The sequence below is a fragment of the Halobacillus sp. AWM4_238 genome, from assembly GCF_056158265.1.
On record NZ_JBSWSY010000002.1, the window covers coordinates 995,177 to 1,013,734 of the forward strand.

General features: G+C 44.6%; 15 protein-coding genes. 13 read left to right on the forward strand and 2 right to left on the reverse strand.

Features of this window, described 5'->3' with window-relative positions; genetic code table 11:
• Position 1 precedes the first annotated feature (1 nt).
• Positions 2–934, reverse strand: a complete 933-nt coding sequence (gene folE2, locus ACXACN_RS05100) for a GTP cyclohydrolase FolE2 (RefSeq protein ID WP_474962794.1) — start codon at positions 932–934, stop codon at positions 2–4.
• A 175-nt stretch (positions 935–1,109) separates the two neighbouring features.
• Positions 1,110–1,691, reverse strand: coding sequence for a glycerol-3-phosphate 1-O-acyltransferase PlsY (gene plsY / locus ACXACN_RS05105; RefSeq protein WP_474962796.1), 582 nt, complete (start codon positions 1,689–1,691; stop codon positions 1,110–1,112).
• Between the two features lie 261 nt (positions 1,692–1,952).
• On the opposite strand from plsY, the gene ACXACN_RS05110 reads away from it, so the two are divergent.
• From ACXACN_RS05110 to ACXACN_RS05170, 13 genes are all read left to right on the forward strand, one after another.
• Positions 1,953–3,023, forward strand: coding sequence for an ABC transporter ATP-binding protein (locus ACXACN_RS05110; RefSeq protein WP_474962798.1), 1,071 nt, complete (start codon positions 1,953–1,955; stop codon positions 3,021–3,023).
• Positions 3,020–4,546, forward strand: a complete 1,527-nt coding sequence (locus tag ACXACN_RS05115; RefSeq protein ID WP_474962800.1) for an ABC transporter permease/substrate-binding protein — start codon at positions 3,020–3,022, stop codon at positions 4,544–4,546. Before ACXACN_RS05110 ends, ACXACN_RS05115 begins: the two co-directional genes overlap by 4 nt.
• 11 nt (positions 4,547–4,557) lie before the next feature.
• Complete coding sequence (locus tag ACXACN_RS05120) at positions 4,558–4,971, forward strand: CoA-binding protein (RefSeq protein ID WP_474962802.1); 414 nt, start codon at positions 4,558–4,560, stop codon at positions 4,969–4,971.
• Between the two features lie 434 nt (positions 4,972–5,405).
• A complete protein-coding gene (parE, locus tag ACXACN_RS05125) occupies positions 5,406–7,388 on the forward strand; it encodes a DNA topoisomerase IV subunit B (protein WP_474962803.1) in 1,983 nt (660 codons plus the stop codon).
• Positions 7,389–7,403: 15 nt separating this feature from the next.
• Positions 7,404–9,857 carry a DNA topoisomerase IV subunit A gene (gene parC / locus ACXACN_RS05130; RefSeq protein WP_474962805.1) on the forward strand — a complete coding sequence of 818 codons (2,454 nt, stop codon included), beginning with the start codon at positions 7,404–7,406 and terminating at the stop codon, positions 9,855–9,857.
• Positions 9,858–10,126: 269 nt separating this feature from the next.
• Positions 10,127–10,759: a TetR/AcrR family transcriptional regulator gene (locus ACXACN_RS05135; RefSeq protein ID WP_474962807.1), complete on the forward strand. Its 633-nt coding sequence runs from the start codon at positions 10,127–10,129 to the stop codon at positions 10,757–10,759.
• Between the two features lie 70 nt (positions 10,760–10,829).
• On the forward strand, positions 10,830–11,972 hold the full coding sequence (locus ACXACN_RS05140) for an acyl-CoA dehydrogenase (protein WP_474962808.1): 1,143 nt from the start codon (positions 10,830–10,832) through the stop codon (positions 11,970–11,972).
• A 24-nt stretch (positions 11,973–11,996) separates the two neighbouring features.
• The gene (locus ACXACN_RS05145) at positions 11,997–13,637 is read left to right on the forward strand and encodes an AMP-binding protein (protein ID WP_474962810.1); all 1,641 of its coding nucleotides are present in this window, start codon (positions 11,997–11,999) and stop codon (positions 13,635–13,637) included.
• A gap of 17 nt (positions 13,638–13,654) precedes the next feature.
• Positions 13,655–15,010, forward strand: coding sequence for an acetyl-CoA carboxylase biotin carboxylase subunit (locus tag ACXACN_RS05150; RefSeq protein ID WP_474962811.1), 1,356 nt, complete (start codon positions 13,655–13,657; stop codon positions 15,008–15,010).
• A gap of 12 nt (positions 15,011–15,022) precedes the next feature.
• Positions 15,023–15,235, forward strand: a complete 213-nt coding sequence (locus ACXACN_RS05155; protein WP_474962813.1) for an acetyl-CoA carboxylase biotin carboxyl carrier protein subunit — start codon at positions 15,023–15,025, stop codon at positions 15,233–15,235.
• Between the two features lie 13 nt (positions 15,236–15,248).
• The gene (locus tag ACXACN_RS05160; RefSeq protein WP_474962814.1) at positions 15,249–16,157 is read left to right on the forward strand and encodes a hydroxymethylglutaryl-CoA lyase; all 909 of its coding nucleotides are present in this window, start codon (positions 15,249–15,251) and stop codon (positions 16,155–16,157) included.
• A gap of 3 nt (positions 16,158–16,160) precedes the next feature.
• Positions 16,161–16,943: an enoyl-CoA hydratase gene (locus ACXACN_RS05165; protein ID WP_474962815.1), complete on the forward strand. Its 783-nt coding sequence runs from the start codon at positions 16,161–16,163 to the stop codon at positions 16,941–16,943.
• Between the two features lie 15 nt (positions 16,944–16,958).
• Positions 16,959–18,488 carry an acyl-CoA carboxylase subunit beta gene (locus ACXACN_RS05170; RefSeq protein WP_474962817.1) on the forward strand — a complete coding sequence of 510 codons (1,530 nt, stop codon included), beginning with the start codon at positions 16,959–16,961 and terminating at the stop codon, positions 18,486–18,488.
• Positions 18,489–18,558: the final 70 nt, after the last annotated feature.

Sequence of the window (18,558 nt, forward strand, 5' to 3'; positions counted from 1 at the left end):
ATTACTCAGCTTCCTTTTTCTTATCATAGCTGAGAGTAGCCACTGCATCATGCAGGTGAATGGACTCTTCATTGCGGCACTTCACTGTGAACGATTCTACAAATGAGTACTCATAAAGATCGGCAGCGACTAATCGTACGATATCTTCAACAAACCGAGGATTTTCATAGGCTTGTTCGGTCACCATCTTTTCATCCGGCCGCTTTAATACGGGGTGGATGCGGGCACTTGCATTGCTTTCTGCCGCTTCTAGAAGCGCTGCTTTCCAATCGATCTCCTGCTCGTCAAAATCATCGGTCAGTTTTACACTCATCGTCACGTTTCCGCGTTGATTGTGAGCGCTATATTCACTGATTTCCTTGGAACAAGGGCAGAGAGTCGTAATTTTCCCTGTGAGCGTTACAGTCACATCATGTCCTGTTTCCTTGTCATACTCGACGCGAATGGTGGCATCAGCATGGTTCATTCCTGCAAGGCCGGAATAAGGGCCTTTTCTTTCGAAAAACCACGGGAATGTCACTTCCACTTCAGCATCTGATTGCTTAAGACGACCGGCAAGCTCCTCTGTAAATTGTTTAAGCGTACTGATATCAACAGCGAATCCTTCATTGTGGTATTTATCAAGCTGCTCTGTGAAGCGGCTCATGTTCGTTCCCTTGCTTCCTTTTGCAATCGACGATCCGAAGGCAAAAGTTCCGATCGTTGTTTGGATTTCAGGTGTCATTGTACTGGGAATAGATATAGGATGTTTGACACTGGATATTCCAACCATATCGATATCAAATAAAAAGTCCTTTTTTGAGTTTTGAAGGTCAGCCATCTGATCTTTCTCACTTGGCTTTGTTCGAGGACCTGGCTCAACTGAGCCAAATAATTTATGGCGTTCTTTTTTGGATGGTAACTGCTTATTTTGGTTCAATTCAGTTTTGTTCATAATAAAGACTCCTTTCAGGCCTTCTTTCTATGTCAAAGTATACATTATGTATTTCTGAATATACAATGGATTGCTTGAAGAGTGTGCATTTATAGAATACACCATAAAAGAAAGCCTATCCTTATATGGGATAGACTATCTTTGCGTTCGTTCGCCTTCTTAAGCATCATCAATTCTACATCCAAGTGATTTTTGGTTCCGTTTTATTGATGATTCTCTTAATGTTGGCACGGTGCCGGTAGATGACAAAGATGGTAAACAGTGAAATGATGATCGTCAAACCGTAATCATTCACAATCAATGTCGCGACAATACCGACAATCCCACTTAACATGGATGATAAGGAAACGTATTTACTTAAATAGAGGACAATGAAAAAGGACAATAAAAGAACGGCGAATATGATTGGATTGACACCTAAAATCACGCCACCTGATGTTGCGACAGCTTTTCCACCTTTAAAGCCTGCAAATACCGGATACATATGACCGACTACCGCAAAGATTCCGATAAGGAGAGGAATAACATCTGCTCCCATATAGAAAGGGAGGGCTGCGGCTAATGTCCCTTTTAAAATGTCAGCAATTGTTACGATCATTCCTGCTTTGATCCCTAACACTCGAAATGTATTCGTCCCTCCGAGATTTCCGCTTCCATGTTCGCGTATATCCGTTCCATAACCAATTTTACCTACAATTAACCCTGAAGGGATGGACCCAAGGAGATAGGCGATGAGGATATAGAGTACATATTCCAATAAGTTCAACTCCTTCTGCACTTTCTACTATTTTATCATGGGCTTGATAGATAAAGAACTCTATTTCATAAGGCAACTCCTCTATTATATCAATTTAGTACCAGGTATCAAGTTGTTTTGTAAAACCACTCCTGGAATGGAAACAGAATGGTGCTCCATCAAATGGGGCATGGTGAAAATGCGTGAGAATTGCAAAATGTTTCAACTTATGGAAATGTGGATATAGAAAGAAGTCTTTTATTTTAGTTTAGGGGGAAAACGATGATCACGTTCACTGATGTAACGAAGACTTACCCGGATGGGACGACAGCGTTGAAGAACATCAACTTAAAAGTTCAAGAAGGCGAATTGCTCGCGCTGATTGGTCCCAGTGGCTGTGGGAAAACAACCACAATGAAAATGATTAACCGTTTGATACAGCCAACGGAAGGGACTATAACGATACATAACAAGGATATCAGAGAATACAACATCCATGAATTAAGGTGGAATATTGGTTATGTGTTACAGGAAATTGCTCTTTTTCCACATATGACGGTCGAAGAGAACATCTCGGTTGTACCGGAAATGAAAAAATGGAAGAAAAAGGATCTATCTAACCGGATCAATGAGTTGATGGAAATGGTTGGTCTCGATCCTGAAAAACACCGCAAAAGAAAACCGAGTGAACTCTCCGGGGGCCAGCAACAGCGCGTCGGCGTTATCCGAGCGTTAGCGGCAGACCCAGATATTATCTTAATGGATGAGCCATTCAGTGCCCTCGATCCAATCAGCAGAGAACAGTTGCAAAAAGACATCCGTCAATTGCAAAAGGAAATCAAAAAAACGATCGTCTTCGTTACCCATGATATGGACGAAGCCCTTGCACTTGGGGATCGTGTCTGCCTTATGAAAGCAGGAGAAATCGTCCAACTGGATACCCCGCAAAACCTCATTCTAAATCCATCCAATGAGTTTGTTGAAGATTTTATTGGCGGTCGAAAAACTCCATGGCAGACAGCTGTTGATGTCATCATGAATCATGCAGAAAAACGTGTCGTATCCGAAAAAGAATACAAGGAAGGGCATGTCGTTCTGGATGGGCCGTCTGCCATTAAAGGTGATGACGGAACGTATCAGGGGATGGTCGAGGATGGAAAACAGGTGCAAGCTCCCCCATTATCCAATGATATGATTTTGAGAGATGCTGTCCGGGTGTTTGAAGAAGGTCATTCGTCCATTCTTCCAATCGTCAAAGGTGATCAACTGATAGGTACATTATCTTATAGGGATATCGTCCTCTACCTTCGAGAACAGTCACGGAAAAAGGAAGAGGAGGTGGAAAATAAATGAACGGATTCATCGATGTTTTTAACCAACGTCAGGGAATTTTATTAGAGAAAATTTGGGAACACCTTCAAATATCGATCATTGCTCTTGTCATCGCCACTTTGATTTCAGTACCGCTTGGTTTATGGCTGACGAGAAAGCAGAGGATAGCTGAGCCGATCATTGGCACGACGGCCGTATTGCAGACCATACCAAGCCTTGCCGTTCTGGCTTTTCTTATTCCTTTTTTCGGAATCGGACAAACGCCTGCGATTATCGCACTCGCAGCTTATGGGCTTCTTCCTATATTAAGAAATACTTATACAGGCATCAAAGAAGTCGATCCGGCTTTGAAGGAAGCAGCCACGGGGATGGGGATGAAATCTTTCAGACGTCTGTCTAAGATTGAATTACCGATCGCCATGCCTGTCATTATGGCGGGAATACGTACTTCAATGGTCTTGATCGTCGGGACGACAACCATTGCTGCATTGATTGGTGCAGGAGGTCTCGGTGACTTAATCCTTCTTGGCTTGGACAGGGGTGGAGACGTCAATCTTATCCTGTTAGGGGCAATTCCAGCTGCATTGCTCGCGATTATCTTAGACCTAATTTTGCGTCTGTTTGAACGAACTTCAGCCAAATCCGGCTTCCGTTCATTGGTCAGCTTATTAGTTATTGCTGCTTTAATTGCCGTAGGTCCTTTAGCTTTCAGTGGTAAAGTGAAAAATGATTTGACACTTGGAGCTAAGCTTGGAGCGGAACCTGCCATTCTCATCAACATGTATAAGCTTCTAATAGAAGAGGAAACCGACTTGAGTGTTGGACTTCAACCGAACTTAGGAAAAACAGATTTGGTTTTCAGTGCATTGCAGGAAGGAAGCATTGATATTTATCCTGAATTTACAGGGACAGCGATCGTTTCTCTTTTAGGAGAGGAAGCAAACAGCAATGAACCACAAGAAGTATATGAACAGGCAAAAGAAGGCATGGCAGAAACTTATGATATGGCCTTCCTACAACCGATGCAATTTAACAACACTTACGCTGTAGCGACGACCCAGGAGCTTGCAGAACAATACGACCTGGAGTCGATTGCGGACCTGAAGACTGTCGAAGATCAAATTACAGCTGGGTTCACTCTCGAATTTAATGACCGCCAGGATGGTTACCAAGGCATGAAAGAATTGTACAACTTGGATCTTGGTGAAGTTCGGACGATGGACGCCGGCTTAAGGCAGGGAGCTATTGAAAGTGGAGAGGTCGACATCATCGACGCTTACGCGACAGATAGTTACATGGTAGAACTGGACTTGAAAGTATTAGAGGATCCGAAAAACCTGTTCCCACCTTACCAGGGCGCACCATTAATGAGACAGGAAACTTTGGATCGTTATCCAGAACTTGAAGATGTCCTGAACCAATTGGGGGGCAAGATTACGGGTGATAAAATGAGGGAATTGAATTACCAGGTTGATTTTGAGGACCGCGCTCCTGAAGAAGTAGCCAGAGAGTATTTAGTCAACGAAGGATTAATTGAAGAATAGGAGGTTAATAGATGACTTTTGAAAATCCGTCCAATGCAGAGATCAAGGACCTTTTGGCACAATCAAAAACCATTGCTGTCGTAGGTCTTTCGGATAAACCGCACCGAACATCCTATCAAGTGAGTGAGGCGATGCAGAAGGCTGGGTATAAAATCATCCCTGTGAACCCTCAAATTACTGAGTCTCTTGGGGAAAAAGCTGTGGCAAGCTTGTCTGACGTCGAAGAGCCTGTAGATATTATCAATGTCTTCCGACGTTCTGAACATTTGCCCAAAATCGCAGAAGAAGCGAAAAATATTGAAGCGAAAGCCTTTTGGGCTCAGCAAGGGGTGTTTTCCGATGAAGCGGCTCGTCTCTTGAAAAACGATTCAAAGCTTGTCATTATGGACTCTTGCATTAAAGTCGCTCATGCGATTTACCGTTAAAAAAATACTATTGAAAATGAAAAAATCCCTGGACTTTCAGGGGTTTTTTCATGTTTTTTGGAAGAATTATGTTTGCGAAACCTTATAAAATCGCTACAATATAACAAGCGACGTTTTTTGTTAAGGTTATGGAGTAGCTTAAATTACAGAAAAGTTCCTTTTATTATAAAAGAGTTTTCTTAATTGAAGAGCTAAGGTTTAACAGAACGGTTGTCTGAGAAGAAATAATAAGTGTAAACGATATCAGAGTGGATCCTTATATGGATCCCCTCACTTGTGCAGAGGTCTTCAGCCTTTTTCTAGATCATAAGCCAATCAATGGAGTGGAAAAGCCTCCACACCGTTGATTGACTTATGTCGTGAGTGTTGAATGTCCTTATGTCGCGCTCATCGTTTACATAATCGAACGTTTGTTCTATTATTGGAGTAGTATGGTGTTAGAGAAAGGAGCCGATGGTAAATTGTCGAGTCAAAATCAAACGTATTCAGATGATTCTATTCAAGTGCTGGAGGGATTGGAGGCCGTACGGAAAAGACCGGGGATGTATATTGGATCCACGGATCATAGAGGTCTGCACCATCTCGTTCACGAAATTGTAGATAACGCGATCGATGAGGCGTTATCTGGATTCGGCGATAAAATGACTGTCACGCTCCATAAAGACGGTAGTGTATCGGTACAGGACGAAGCGCGAGGGATGCCTACCGGGATGCATAAAACAGGAAAACCGACACCTGAAGTCATTTTGACCGTCCTTCATGCTGGAGGAAAGTTCGGACAAGGAGGCTATAAATCCTCTGGAGGCTTGCATGGCGTCGGTGCGTCTGTAGTCAATGCACTATCCGAATGGTTAGAAGTGCACATATGCAGAGATGGCGAGAAATTTTATCAAAGATTTGAGAACGGAGGCGTCCCTGTCACTTCACTAGAAAATAAAGGGACCACACGAAAAACAGGAACGACAATCCGATTCAAACCGGATGCTTCCATCTTTTCAATCACGAAGTTTAATTTTGAAACTTTATCTGAACGTTTACGCGAAGCGGCCTTTCTGTTGAAAGGGTTCCGCATTATCCTTGTAGATGAAAGAAAAGAAACAGTGAAAGAAGAATATCAATACGATGACGGACTCGTATCCTTCGTAGAATATTTAAATGAAGAAAAAGATGCCCTGCATTCGGTCGTTTCTTTTGAGGGCAGTCATAGTGGAATTGAAGCGGATTTCGCCTTTCAATTCAATGACGGGTTCGCAGAAAACATCTTATCCTTTGTTAATAATGTACGCACAAAGGATGGAGGTACGCATGAATCCGGAGCTAAGACGGCCATTACAAGAGTCTTCAATGACTATGCAAGACGAGCACAACTTCTGAAAGAAAAAGATAAGAATCTGGAAGGAAACGATATCAGGGAAGGCTTCACAGCCGTGATCTCGGTGAGAATTCCCGAAGAACTTCTTCAATTCGAAGGCCAAACCAAGAGCAAGCTTGGGACATCAGAAGCCCGCTCCGCTGTCGATGGCATCGTTGCTGAACAGCTATCGTATTTCCTTGAAGAAAATCCGGACGTCTCTTCCATGCTCATCAAAAAAGCAATCAAAGCAAAGGAAGCAAGAGAAGCTGCCAGAAAAGCAAGAGACGATGCTCGTTCCGGCAAGAAGAAAAAGCGGAAGGATACCCTCTTAAGTGGGAAATTAACGCCGGCACAATCCAAAAACGCCAAAAAGAATGAGTTATACCTCGTGGAGGGGGACTCTGCGGGTGGATCTGCTAAGCAGGGAAGGGATCGCAAATTCCAAGCTGTCCTTCCTTTGCGAGGGAAAGTCATCAATACAGAGAAAGCGAAGATTGCTGATATCTTCAAAAATGAGGAAATCTCAACGATCATTCATACGATCGGTGCTGGAGTCGGTGGTGACTTTACGCTTGAAGACTGTAATTACGATAAAATCGTGATTATGACGGATGCCGATACTGACGGGGCACACATTCAAGTGCTTTTATTAACCTTCTTTTATCGTTACATGAGACCACTTGTAGAAGCCGGAAAAGTATTCATCGCTCTTCCGCCGCTTTATAAAGTTTCAAAAGGTAAAGGGAAGAAAGAGAAGGTTGAGTATGCCTGGGATGAAGATGGCATGCAGAAGATATTGAAGGAATTCAAAAACGGTTATTCGATCCAACGCTACAAAGGTTTAGGTGAAATGAATGCCGATCAGCTTTGGGAAACGACGATGAATCCAGAATCACGTACATTGATTCGTGTAACGATTGACGATATCGCCCGTGCCGAACGCAGGGTGACGACGTTGATGGGAGACAAGGTAGAACCTCGCCGAAAATGGATTGAATCCCATGTCGCTTTTGGTCTTGAAGATGAAGCGAGCATACTAGAGAACGATAAAATACAGACGTAAAAGGGGGACCTTCTGTTGGCAGAGGCAGAGAAGTTTTTAGATTTACCATTAGAAGAAGTTCTCGGAGACCGCTTCGGGAGATATAGTAAATACATCATCCAGGAACGTGCCCTCCCTGATGCCAGGGACGGGCTGAAGCCTGTACAACGGCGTATCCTCTATGCGATGCACCAGGAAAAGAATACCCACGACAAAGCATACCGGAAGTCCGCAAAAACAGTCGGTACCGTCATTGGTAATTACCACCCTCACGGAGATACATCCGTGTACGATGCGATGGTCCGTTTAAGTCAAACATGGAAAGTGAGAAAGTCCTTAGTGGAAATGCACGGAAATAACGGAAGCGTTGATGGGGATCCGCCTGCAGCTATGCGTTATACAGAAGCTAGACTTTCTGCTATTTCCTCTGAACTGCTAAGGGATATAGAGAAACAGACGGTAGAGTTTATTCCGAACTTTGACGATACCATTGATGAACCGACCGTTCTTCCTGCAAAGTTTCCTAATCTTCTTGTCAATGGCTCTACAGGGATATCCGCGGGTTATGCGACTGAGATTCCTTCCCACAACCTCGGGGAAGTGATTGATGCGGTAATCATGAAGATTGATAAACCTGGTGCCACTGTTCCTGAGCTGATGACCAAGTTAAAAGGGCCTGATTTTCCAACAGGCGGAATCATTCAAGGAGTCGACGGCATCCAGAAAGCTTACGAAACGGGAAGAGGGAAAATCGTCTTGCGCGGACTCGCTGAAATTCAAGAACAGCGCGGGGGACGGGAACAAATCGTCATTGACGAAATTCCTTTTGAAGTGAACAAAGCAAGCATGGTCAAACGGATGGATGAACTGAGAATCGATAAAAAAGTCGAAGGAATCGCTGAAGTCCGTGATGAAACAGATCGTACCGGACTCCGGGTCGTGATTGATCTGAAGAAAGATGCAAACAGTGAAGGAGTTCTCAATTACCTTTACAAACATACCGACCTTCAGATCTCTTACAACTTCAATATGGTCGCCATTCATGAACGAACACCGAGCCTAATGAGTCTTCCAATGATGCTGGATGCTTATATCAAGCACCAAAAGGAAGTAGTCACAAGGCAATCCATTTATGATTTGAATAAAGCGAAGGCTCGCGCTCACATTGTGGAAGGCCTGATCAAAGCGATTTCCATATTGGATGATGTCATTGCAACGATCCGCAGCTCCAAAGACAAAGCAGATGCAAAAAAACAGCTAATCGCAAGCTACGACTTCACAGAAGAACAATCAGAAGCGATTGTTACCTTGCAGCTGTACCGTTTGACGAATACGGATATTACAGCGTTGCAAAAAGAAGCGGAAGAACTGAAAAAACAGATCGAGTACTTAGAAAAGCTGTTATCGAGTGAGAATGAAATGATGAAAGTCATCAAAGCGGACCTACGTTCCATGAAAAAACAATACAACGATAATCGTTTGACGAAAATTGAGGAAAAGGTAGAAGAATTGAAAGTAGACCTTGAAGTGACGGTAGCGAGTGAAGATGTCCTCGTCTCCGTGACGAAAAACGGGTATATCAAACGGACAAGCCTCCGCTCCTATGCGGCGTCAAACGGAGAAGATTTCGCATTGAAAGACGGCGATCACCTGTTAGGTCTGTTTGAAATCAATACGACAGATACCATTTTACTCTTCACGAACCTCGGAAAATATTTGTTCTTACCTGTTCACAAGCTGCCGGATATCCGGTGGAAAGACCTCGGTCAGTACATTTCAAATATCGTGCAGGTGGAGAAGGACGAATACATTGTGGAGGCCATCCCTGTCCGGGACTTCAAATCAGAGGAGTATCTCATCTTCTTCACGAAAAATGGAATGGTGAAGAAGAGTGAGTTGCAGCTCTATCAGGCTCAGCGTCATTCCAAGGCGCTCGTTGCCGTTAATCTGAAAAATGATGATGAAGTGGTGGATGTCCACAAAACAGATGGACACTCTGATTTGTTTATTGCTACGAAGAAAGCTTATGGTCTTTGGTATCATGAAGAGGATGTCAACACGGTCGGTCAAAGAGCGGCAGGTGTAAAAGCAATCAACTTGAAAGAAGACGATGAGGTTGTATCTGGACAATTGTTCAAGGCATCCGAAGATCCTTCCATCCTCCTCACCACCCACCGTGCTGCGGTGAAGCGGATGAGGTTGAAAGAGTTTGAACGAACATCCCGAGCCAAGCGCGGAGTCCTTATGTTAAGAGAGTTGAAAAAGAACCCGCATCAATTGGTGGATGTGCATCTTGTTAACAGGGATGATCAAGTGATGATTATGACTGAAAAACAGCAAACTATCGTCGTCAACACGATGGACTTTAAAGCGAACGATCGATACAGCAACGGTTCTTATGTGCTGGATACGGAAGAAAAAGGACAAGCGGAAGAAGCGTGGATCAAGCCGGTCTACCGTGTTCCGTTTGAAACAGAATCCGATCAATAATCAATAATCATGAAAAGCCCTCTGATTTCAGAGGGCTTTTTGTTTAGAAGGGAGCCAGTCTTTTTTCTCAGGAAGAACTCCAAAACGAATGGTAATTTCTACTCTCCCTGTTAAAGAAAGCACCTGATAGCAAATCCGATGATCGACCGAATGCCTTCATAGATCTTGCCCAAGGAGAAAGGTATAAGGTTGATGTCATTCTTTAAACCGTTGTATTTTCAGAAAAATGTGATAAAATGAGTGTATATTCAGCAGATGGGAGATGATGTATGAGCGATTTGAGAGAGAAGATTATCCAGACATCACTAGAGTTGTTCGACCGCCATGGCTTTCACGGCGTCACGGTTAAACAGATTGTCCAGCAAACCAATACATCCAAGGGCGGCTTCTATCATCACTTTCAGTCAAAGGATGAACTGCTATTCGTCATTCACGACACATTTATTACATATGTATTGAAAGAAGCACAGGCCGCTAACGTGACTCACTCTTCACCTATACCGAAAGTCCAGGCGATCATTCAATCCTTTGTTCATGTGTTTGACTTGTATAAGCCACATATCTCCGTGTTTTATCAGGAAAGCCTTTATCTAAAACCTGCGTACGAGGAAGAGATCAAAGGAAAGCGCGATGAATTTAAGCGTATGGTATTCAACGTCATTGAAGAGGGTCAACAATCCGGTCACTTTCGTAAAGAACTGCCGCTTGAGATCACAGGAATGGCGATATTAGGCATGGTCAACTGGATCTATAAGTGGTACCGCAGGGATGGGACTTACACCATCGATCAAATTGCAGAAGTTTTTACTGACCTGGTTCTGCACTTTTTGCTACCAGGGAAAGCAGACAGTGAATACTTCGATCATATGTTGAAAGTTCCTTTTTTTTATGAAAGTAAGTAACCGCTTTCATTTATTTTTATCATGACAACAGACCAACCAGTCGGTCTTTATTTCCCTAAGGAGGAATCATATGAATTTCGATTTAACGAAAGAACAGGAAATGACAAGGAAGATGGTCCGTGATTTTGCAGAAAATGTGATCGCCCCAAGAGCTGTGGAAATTGACATCAACAGTGAATTCCCTAAGGATATTTTCGATGAAATGGGTAAGCTCGGACTCCTTGGCATCCCATTCCCGGAAGAGTATGGCGGATCTGGAGGAGATACGATCACTTATGCTCTTGCTGTTGAAGAGATCGGACGGGTTTGTGGTTCCACAGGTCTCAGTTACGCCGCTGCTGTTTCATTAGGAGCGAGTCCCCTCTATTATTTCGGGACCGAAGAACAGAAACGTGAGTTCTTAACACCACTCGCTAAAGGAGAAGGATTGGCTTCTTTTGGATTGACAGAGCCGAATGCTGGTTCCGATGCAGGAGGAACGAAGACGCGTGCCGAATTGAAAGGTGACCACTATGTCATCAATGGCGAAAAGTGCTGGATTACAAATGCTGAATATGCGAGGTCCATCACCGTTACGGCTGTTTCGGGAAAACGCGACGACGGAAAGAACATCATTTCCGCTTTTATCGTTCCAAAAGATACCCCTGGGATGAAGATTACGAGTCCGTACGACAAAATGGGCGTCCGCGGGTCGAACACATCTGAAATTATTTTAGAAGATGTAAAAGTTCCGAAAGAAAACATTCTTGGCGATCCTGAAAAAGGATTCAAGCAATTCCTTTATACGTTGGATGGAGGTCGGATATCCATCGCTGCCCTTGCTGTAGGGATTGCTCAGGCCTCATTGGATCGAGCGCTCGCTTATGCGAAAGAACGGAAGCAGTTTGGTCAGCCGATTACGAAATTCCAGGCGATTCAGTTCAAGCTTGCTGATATGGCTATGGAAGTGGAACTCGCTCGTAATATGGTTCTAAAAGCGGCCTGGCTGAAAGATCAAGGAAGGAATTTCACGAAAGAATCAGCGTATGCCAAACTGTTTGCCTCAGAGACGGCTTTCCGCTCGGCGAACCAGGCCATTCAAATTCATGGCGGTTACGGATACATGAGAGAATACGAAGTCGAGCGTTTTCTGCGTGATGCGAAACTCCTCGAGATCGGTGAAGGAACATCGGAAATCCAGCGCTTGGTCATTGCTCGTCAGTTAGGTTGTTAAAGAATTAAACAAGGAGGAAATGATATGTCCCTACTAGAGCAGACGGTTGGTGAATTGTTAGAGCATCAGGCAGAAGCTTATCCTGACCATGAAGCATTCGTTTATCCAGAGCAAGGACTGAGAAGAACCTATCGTGAATTTAATGAAATGACCGATGAAGTAGCCAAAGGGTTTATGGCTCTCGGCATTGAAAAAGGGGAACATGTGGCCATTTGGTCTGACAACAAGCCGGAATGGCTTCAATCTCAGTTCGCATCCGGAAAAATGGGAGGCGTACTTGTCACTGTCAATACGAACTATCGTGCACAAGAACTTGAATATCTGTTGAAGCAATCCGATGCGTCGACCTTGATCCTGGCTGAAGACTTCAAAGGAACGTCTTATATTGATATTTTGAAAGAAATCTGTCCGGAACTTGAGACTTCTGAAAAAGGAGATCTTCAAAGCGATCGCCTCCCGTTTTTAAAAAATGTCGTCGTATTGAGTGACAAATCGTACCGTGGGTGTTATTCATGGCAGGATATCCTTGATATGGGGATGACTGTGAATGACGAGGAACTGAGAGAGCGAAAAGATTCCCTCCATCATCGTGACGTAATCAACATGCAGTACACGTCCGGGACGACAGGGTTTCCCAAAGGGGTCATGTTGAGTCACTACAATATCGTAAACAATGGAAACCAGGTCGCCGATTGCATGCGCCTTACAGAAGACGATCGTCTTTGTATCCCTGTTCCATTTTTCCACTGTTTCGGATGTGTGTTAGGAACGATGGCAGCGGTCTCCAAAGGTTCAACGATGGTCATTCTGGAGCAATTCGATCCGAAAAAAGTACTGCAGGCTGTGAAAGCGGAAAACTGCACCGCTCTCCATGGCGTACCTACCATGTTCATCGCTGAATTGAATCATCCGGAATATGAAGACTTGAAGCCTACAACATTACGAACGGGAATTATGGCGGGATCCACATGTCCGATGGAAGTGATGAAGAGTGTGATTGAGGATATGGGAGCGGAGGAAATCACGATCGCATACGGACAGACGGAATCCTCCCCTGTGATTACACAAACGAAAGCGGATGATCCGATTGATTTACGCGTAAGCAGCGTCGGTCGAGCTCATCCGAACGTCGAGGTGAAAATCATCGAACCGGCGACAGGCGAAGAAGTCGAGACGGGGATTCCTGGTGAACTTTGTACGAGGGGATACCTTGTCATGGAAGGTTACTACAAAAATGAAGAAGCCACGGTGACTGCGATTGATCCGGATGGGTGGCTTCATACAGGAGATATTGCGGTCATGGATGAAAACGGATACATCGAAATCACAGGCAGAATGAAGGATATGATCATTCGCGGTGGCGAAAACGTTTATCCGAGAGAAATTGAAGAATTCTTGTATCAGCACCCGGATATTCTTGACGTCCAAGTGGTCGGAGTTCCTGATGAAAAGTACGGGGAAGAAATCATGGCATGGATCATTCCAAAAGAAGGCAAACAACTAACTGAAAGTGATATCAGAGGATTCAGTGAAGGGAAAATATCGAAGCATAAAATCCCCCGTTATATAAGTTTCACGGACGAATACCCGATGACAGCGAGCGGAAAAATTCAGAAGTTCAGACTTCGGGAACATGCGCTTGAAATGATGAACTTAAAATCCTAAAACAGAGGTGATCCTTGATGTTTCAAAAAATTCTTATTGCCAACCGTGGAGAGATTGCTTCCCGTATCATTCGGACGTGTCAACGATTGAACATTCAAACGGTCGCTGTCTATTCGGAAGCCGACCAACACGCTCCATACGTACAAATGGCCGACGAAAGTTATCTGATCGGTAAGCCGCGCGTCAATGAATCATATTTAAACGTGGACAAAATTTTACAAGTAGCCAAAGATTCCGGAGCAGAAGCGATTCACCCGGGATACGGTCTATTGAGTGAAAATGCTGAGTTCGCGAAAAGAACAGTAGAATCCGGCCTTACGTTTATCGGACCGGATGCGGATGTTATTGCAAAGATGGGAGATAAGATTGCGGCTCGTGCGGAAATGAAAGCGGCCGGAGTTCCGATCATCCCAGGAACACAAGACGCGGTGGAGAACACAGACGATGCCAAGAAAATCGCGGGTGAATTCGGCTATCCCGTCATGCTGAAAGCAGCTGCCGGAGGCGGGGGCATCGGCATGCAGGCGGTCTACAACGATGACGAGCTTGAAAAAGCTTTTGAAGGCAACTCTAAACGGGCGCAGGCCTTTTTTGGTGACGGGAAAATGTTCATTGAAAAATTGATTGAGCATCCGCGTCATATTGAAATTCAAGTGCTTGCTGATCGTCATGGAAATGCCGTTCATTTGTTTGAGAGAGAATGTTCCATCCAACGCAGGCACCAAAAAGTCGTCGAAGAAGCTCCATCACCGGTTCTATCTGAGGAAACGCGAGAAAAAATGGGAGAAAGTGCCCTTAAGGCCGTAGCTTCTCTTGGATATTCCAATGCCGGTACAATCGAATTTCTTGTGGATGATGAAGAGAACTTCTATTTCCTTGAAATGAATACACGTTTACAAGTCGAGCACCCCGTTACGGAACAAATCACCGGAATTGACCTTGTCGAACAACAGCTGCGCGTAGCGGATGGAGAAAAGTTATCCATCAAACAAAAAGATTTGTTCATCGACGGACACGCGATTGAAGTTAGAATCTATGCAGAAGATCCGAATACCTTTTATCCTTCACCAGGAAAATTGACGAAAATGGTGCTGCCCGATGGCCCAGGCGTACGGCATGAATTAGCCGTAGAAGGCGATTCACAAGTGACGCCATTCTACGACCCTATGATTGCAAAACTCGTCGTTCATGGAGAGAACCGTGAACAAGCCATTGAACGATTAACAAAGGCTCTTCATGAATATGAGATCGAAGGCATCAAATGCAACTTGATGATGCTGAAGCGTGTTATCACGCATGAGAAGTTCAAAGAAGGCGAAACGAAAACCACATTTGTAGAAAACTATTATCTACCAACATTGACGAATCATTAAGGAGGAACAATCATGACAGAAATCAAAGCATCCATGGCAGGTAGTGTATGGAAATTAGTAGCAAACGAAGGGGATCAGGTGAATGATGGGGAGGACATCGCCATCCTGGAATCTATGAAAATGGAGATTCCGATTCCAGCAGAAACATCAGGGACAGTCAAAGAATTGAAAGTGAGTGAAGGGGATTTCGTCAACGAAGGAGACGTCATCGCCATTATCGAATAAACAGGAGGTTCTTATGTTGGAATGGCCTGAAAAAGTCACTATCAAAGAAGTCGGTCCGCGGGATGGGTTACAGAATGAATCTGTAGAAGTACCGCTTCAAGATAAGGTTGCCTGGATCAATCTTTTGTCTGAAGCAGGTTATTCATATATTGAATTCAGTTCATTTGTTCATCCGAAGTGGATCCCGCAGTTAAAAGATGCCAAAGAAGTGGCCACGAGGATATCAAGGAAACAAGGAATCACCTATGCTGCACTTGTCCCAAACCGTAAAGGACTGGAAGCGGCGATTGAGACAAACGTGGATGAAGTCTCTGTATTCATGTCTGCTTCAGACACGCACAACAAAAAAAACATCAACAAGTCGATTGAAGAAACCTATCCGGTTCTTAAAGAAGTCGTTCAGGAAGCGAAATTGGAAGGGAAAAGCGTCAGAGGGTACGTCTCTACAGTTTTCGGGTGCCCTTATGAAGGGACTATTGCTACAGACCAGGTCGCAAGGGTCAGTGAACGCTTGCTAGATATGGGCATTGATGAACTGTCGCTTGGAGATACCATTGGTGTGGCTAATCCAAAACAAGTTGATCAAGCGCTGCACGAATGGAAGCAGTGGCTCCCGTTCGATAAGCTTGCTATGCATTTTCATAATACGAGAGGGATGGCCTTATCCAACGTCCTCGTCTCTATGCAGCATAACATCACGACGTTTGATGCTTCTCTTGGAGGGCTTGGTGGCTGTCCGTATGCTAAAGGCGCTTCCGGAAACTTAGCCACAGATGATCTTGTGCACATGCTCCATCAAATGGGCATCGAAACAGGACTAGATGAAAAGAAACTCAAGGAAGCGGCTGTTTATATCCAGCAGATATTGAACAAGTCGCTGCCGAGTCATCAAATGCAGGTGGTGAATAAAGAAAGGGTGTAACGGATGGAGGAATTGGTCACGTTAGAAGAACTCTCCCCACACGTATTTTTGCTGAAGTTGAATCGGCCCGATGCAGCTAATGCGTTGTCTACTGAGTTGCTAGATCAACTTCAAGAGAAAACGCATGAAATTAATCGCCGTCAGGAAATCCGGGTCGTCCTAATAACGGGAGAAGGAAACAAAGCCTTTTGTGCAGGTGCGGATTTAAAAGAGCGCCGGGGAATGGGTGAACAAGAAGTCATCCAGACGGTAAGAAAAATTGGGGATACGGTACGGATGATTGAAGACATCCATGTGCCAACCGTCGCTGTTATCAATGGTGTTGCGTTTGGTGGAGGATTAGAGCTTGCGCTTGCCTGCGATTTACGGATGATGAGCACGTCGACGAAAGTAGGACTGACAGAAACATCTCTCGCTATTATTCCTGGAGCGGGTGGTACCCAGCGTCTATCAAGACTTATCGGAATCGGTCAGGCTAAAGCAATGATCTATTCTGCTAAGCCGGTAGAAGCAAACCGTGCTTATTCTCTAGGTCTTGTCGAATATAGTTATGAACCTCAGTTTCTTATGGAGGAAGCGAAGGATTTAGCTGCGTGCATCGCACGTAATGGTCCAATCGCTATGAAACAGGCGAAAAAAGCGATCAATCAAGGATATGATACGGATTTATCGTCAGGTCTTGAGATCGAGCGTGCCTGTTATGAACAAACCATTCCAACCGAGGACCGGGTAGAAGGTCTCCAAGCGTTTAAGGAAAAAAGGAAGCCGGAATATAAAGGAGAATAGAAGGTGGAAAAGACGATGCCTACAAATGAAACGTTAGAAGAACGCGCAAAGAAAATAGCTTCTGGTGGTGCTGAAAAATATCATAGCAAAAACGCAGAAAAAGGGAAAATGTTCGTTCGCGAACGTCTCCAGCTTTTGTTTGATGACAACATCGATATTGAGGACGCTTTTTTTGCTAATTGCCAGGACGGGACTCTTCCTGCCGATGGCGTCGTTACAGGGATCGGTCGGATCAACGGTGAAAAAGTATGTGTGATGGCCAACGATTCAACGGTAAAAGCGGGGTCGTGGGGAGCGAGGACGGTTGAGAAAATCATACGCATCCAGGAAACCGCGTTAAAACTGAATCTACCGATGCTGTACCTCGTCGACTCAGCAGGTGCAAGGATCACCGATCAGGTAGAAATGTTTCCTAACCGTCGCGGTGCAGGGCGCATTTTCCATAATCAGATCAAATTATCCGGCCGTGTGCCGCAAGTCTGCTTGCTCTTCGGACCTTCCGCAGCGGGCGGGGCTTACATACCTGCCTTCTGCGATATCGTCGTTATGGTGGATGGCAATGCCTCGATGTATTTAGGTTCTCCGCGTATGGCAGAGAAAGTGATTGGTGAAAAAGTGACGCTTGAAGAAATGGGCGGAGCGAATATGCACTGTTCGGTATCTGGTTGTGGGGACGTTTTGGCAAAAGATGAAAGTGATGCGATTGCATTTGCTAGAAAATATTTAACCTATTTCCCACAGTCCTACAGAGAACTCCCGAAAAAGTCAGAGTCGAGAGAACCTGCGCCATTTGAAAAAAGCGTAGAAGAACTGATTCCGAAAAACCAAAATGCTCCGTTTGATATGTATCAGTTGATCGACCGTCTCATTGATGATGACTCTTTTTGTGAAATCAAGAAAAAGTTTGCTCCTGAGCTCATTACTGGTCTTTCGAGAATAGAAGGACGACCTGTCGGAATCATTGCCAACCAACCGAGAGCCAAAGGTGGTGTCCTTTTCCCAGACTCTGCAGATAAAGCGGCGAAGTTTATCCAGCTTTGTGATGCTTTCAATATTCCGCTTCTTTTCCTTGCGGATATCCCGGGATTCATGATCGGTACTAAAGTCGAACGGGCAGGGATCATCCGCCATGGGGCGAAGATGCTTTCTGCAATGAGTGAAGCGACCGTTCCTAAAATTTCTGTCGTTGTTCGGAAAGCCTACGGAGCAGGGCTTTATGCGATGGCAGGACCGGCGTTTGAGCCCGATGCATGTCTCGCCCTACCTACTGCACAAATCGCTGTCATGGGGCCGGAAGCGGCTGTGAATGCTGTGTATGCCAATAAAATTGCCGCTCTACCTGAAGAAGAGCGGCCAGCTTTCATTAAAGAAAAACATGATGAATACAAAGAAAACATCGACATCTATCGTCTCGCTTCAGAGATGGTCATCGATGACATCGTTCAGCCGAATAAACTGCGCGAAGAGCTTTCTACTCGGTATGATGCCTACGAAACAAAAGGTGTTTTGTTTACTGAAAGAAAACACGGCGTATATCCCGTGTAACCAAAAGGTTCCCGGACTTTAATCGTCCGGGAACCTTTTTTTAGGATTAAGATTCAGACTAAAGGATGTG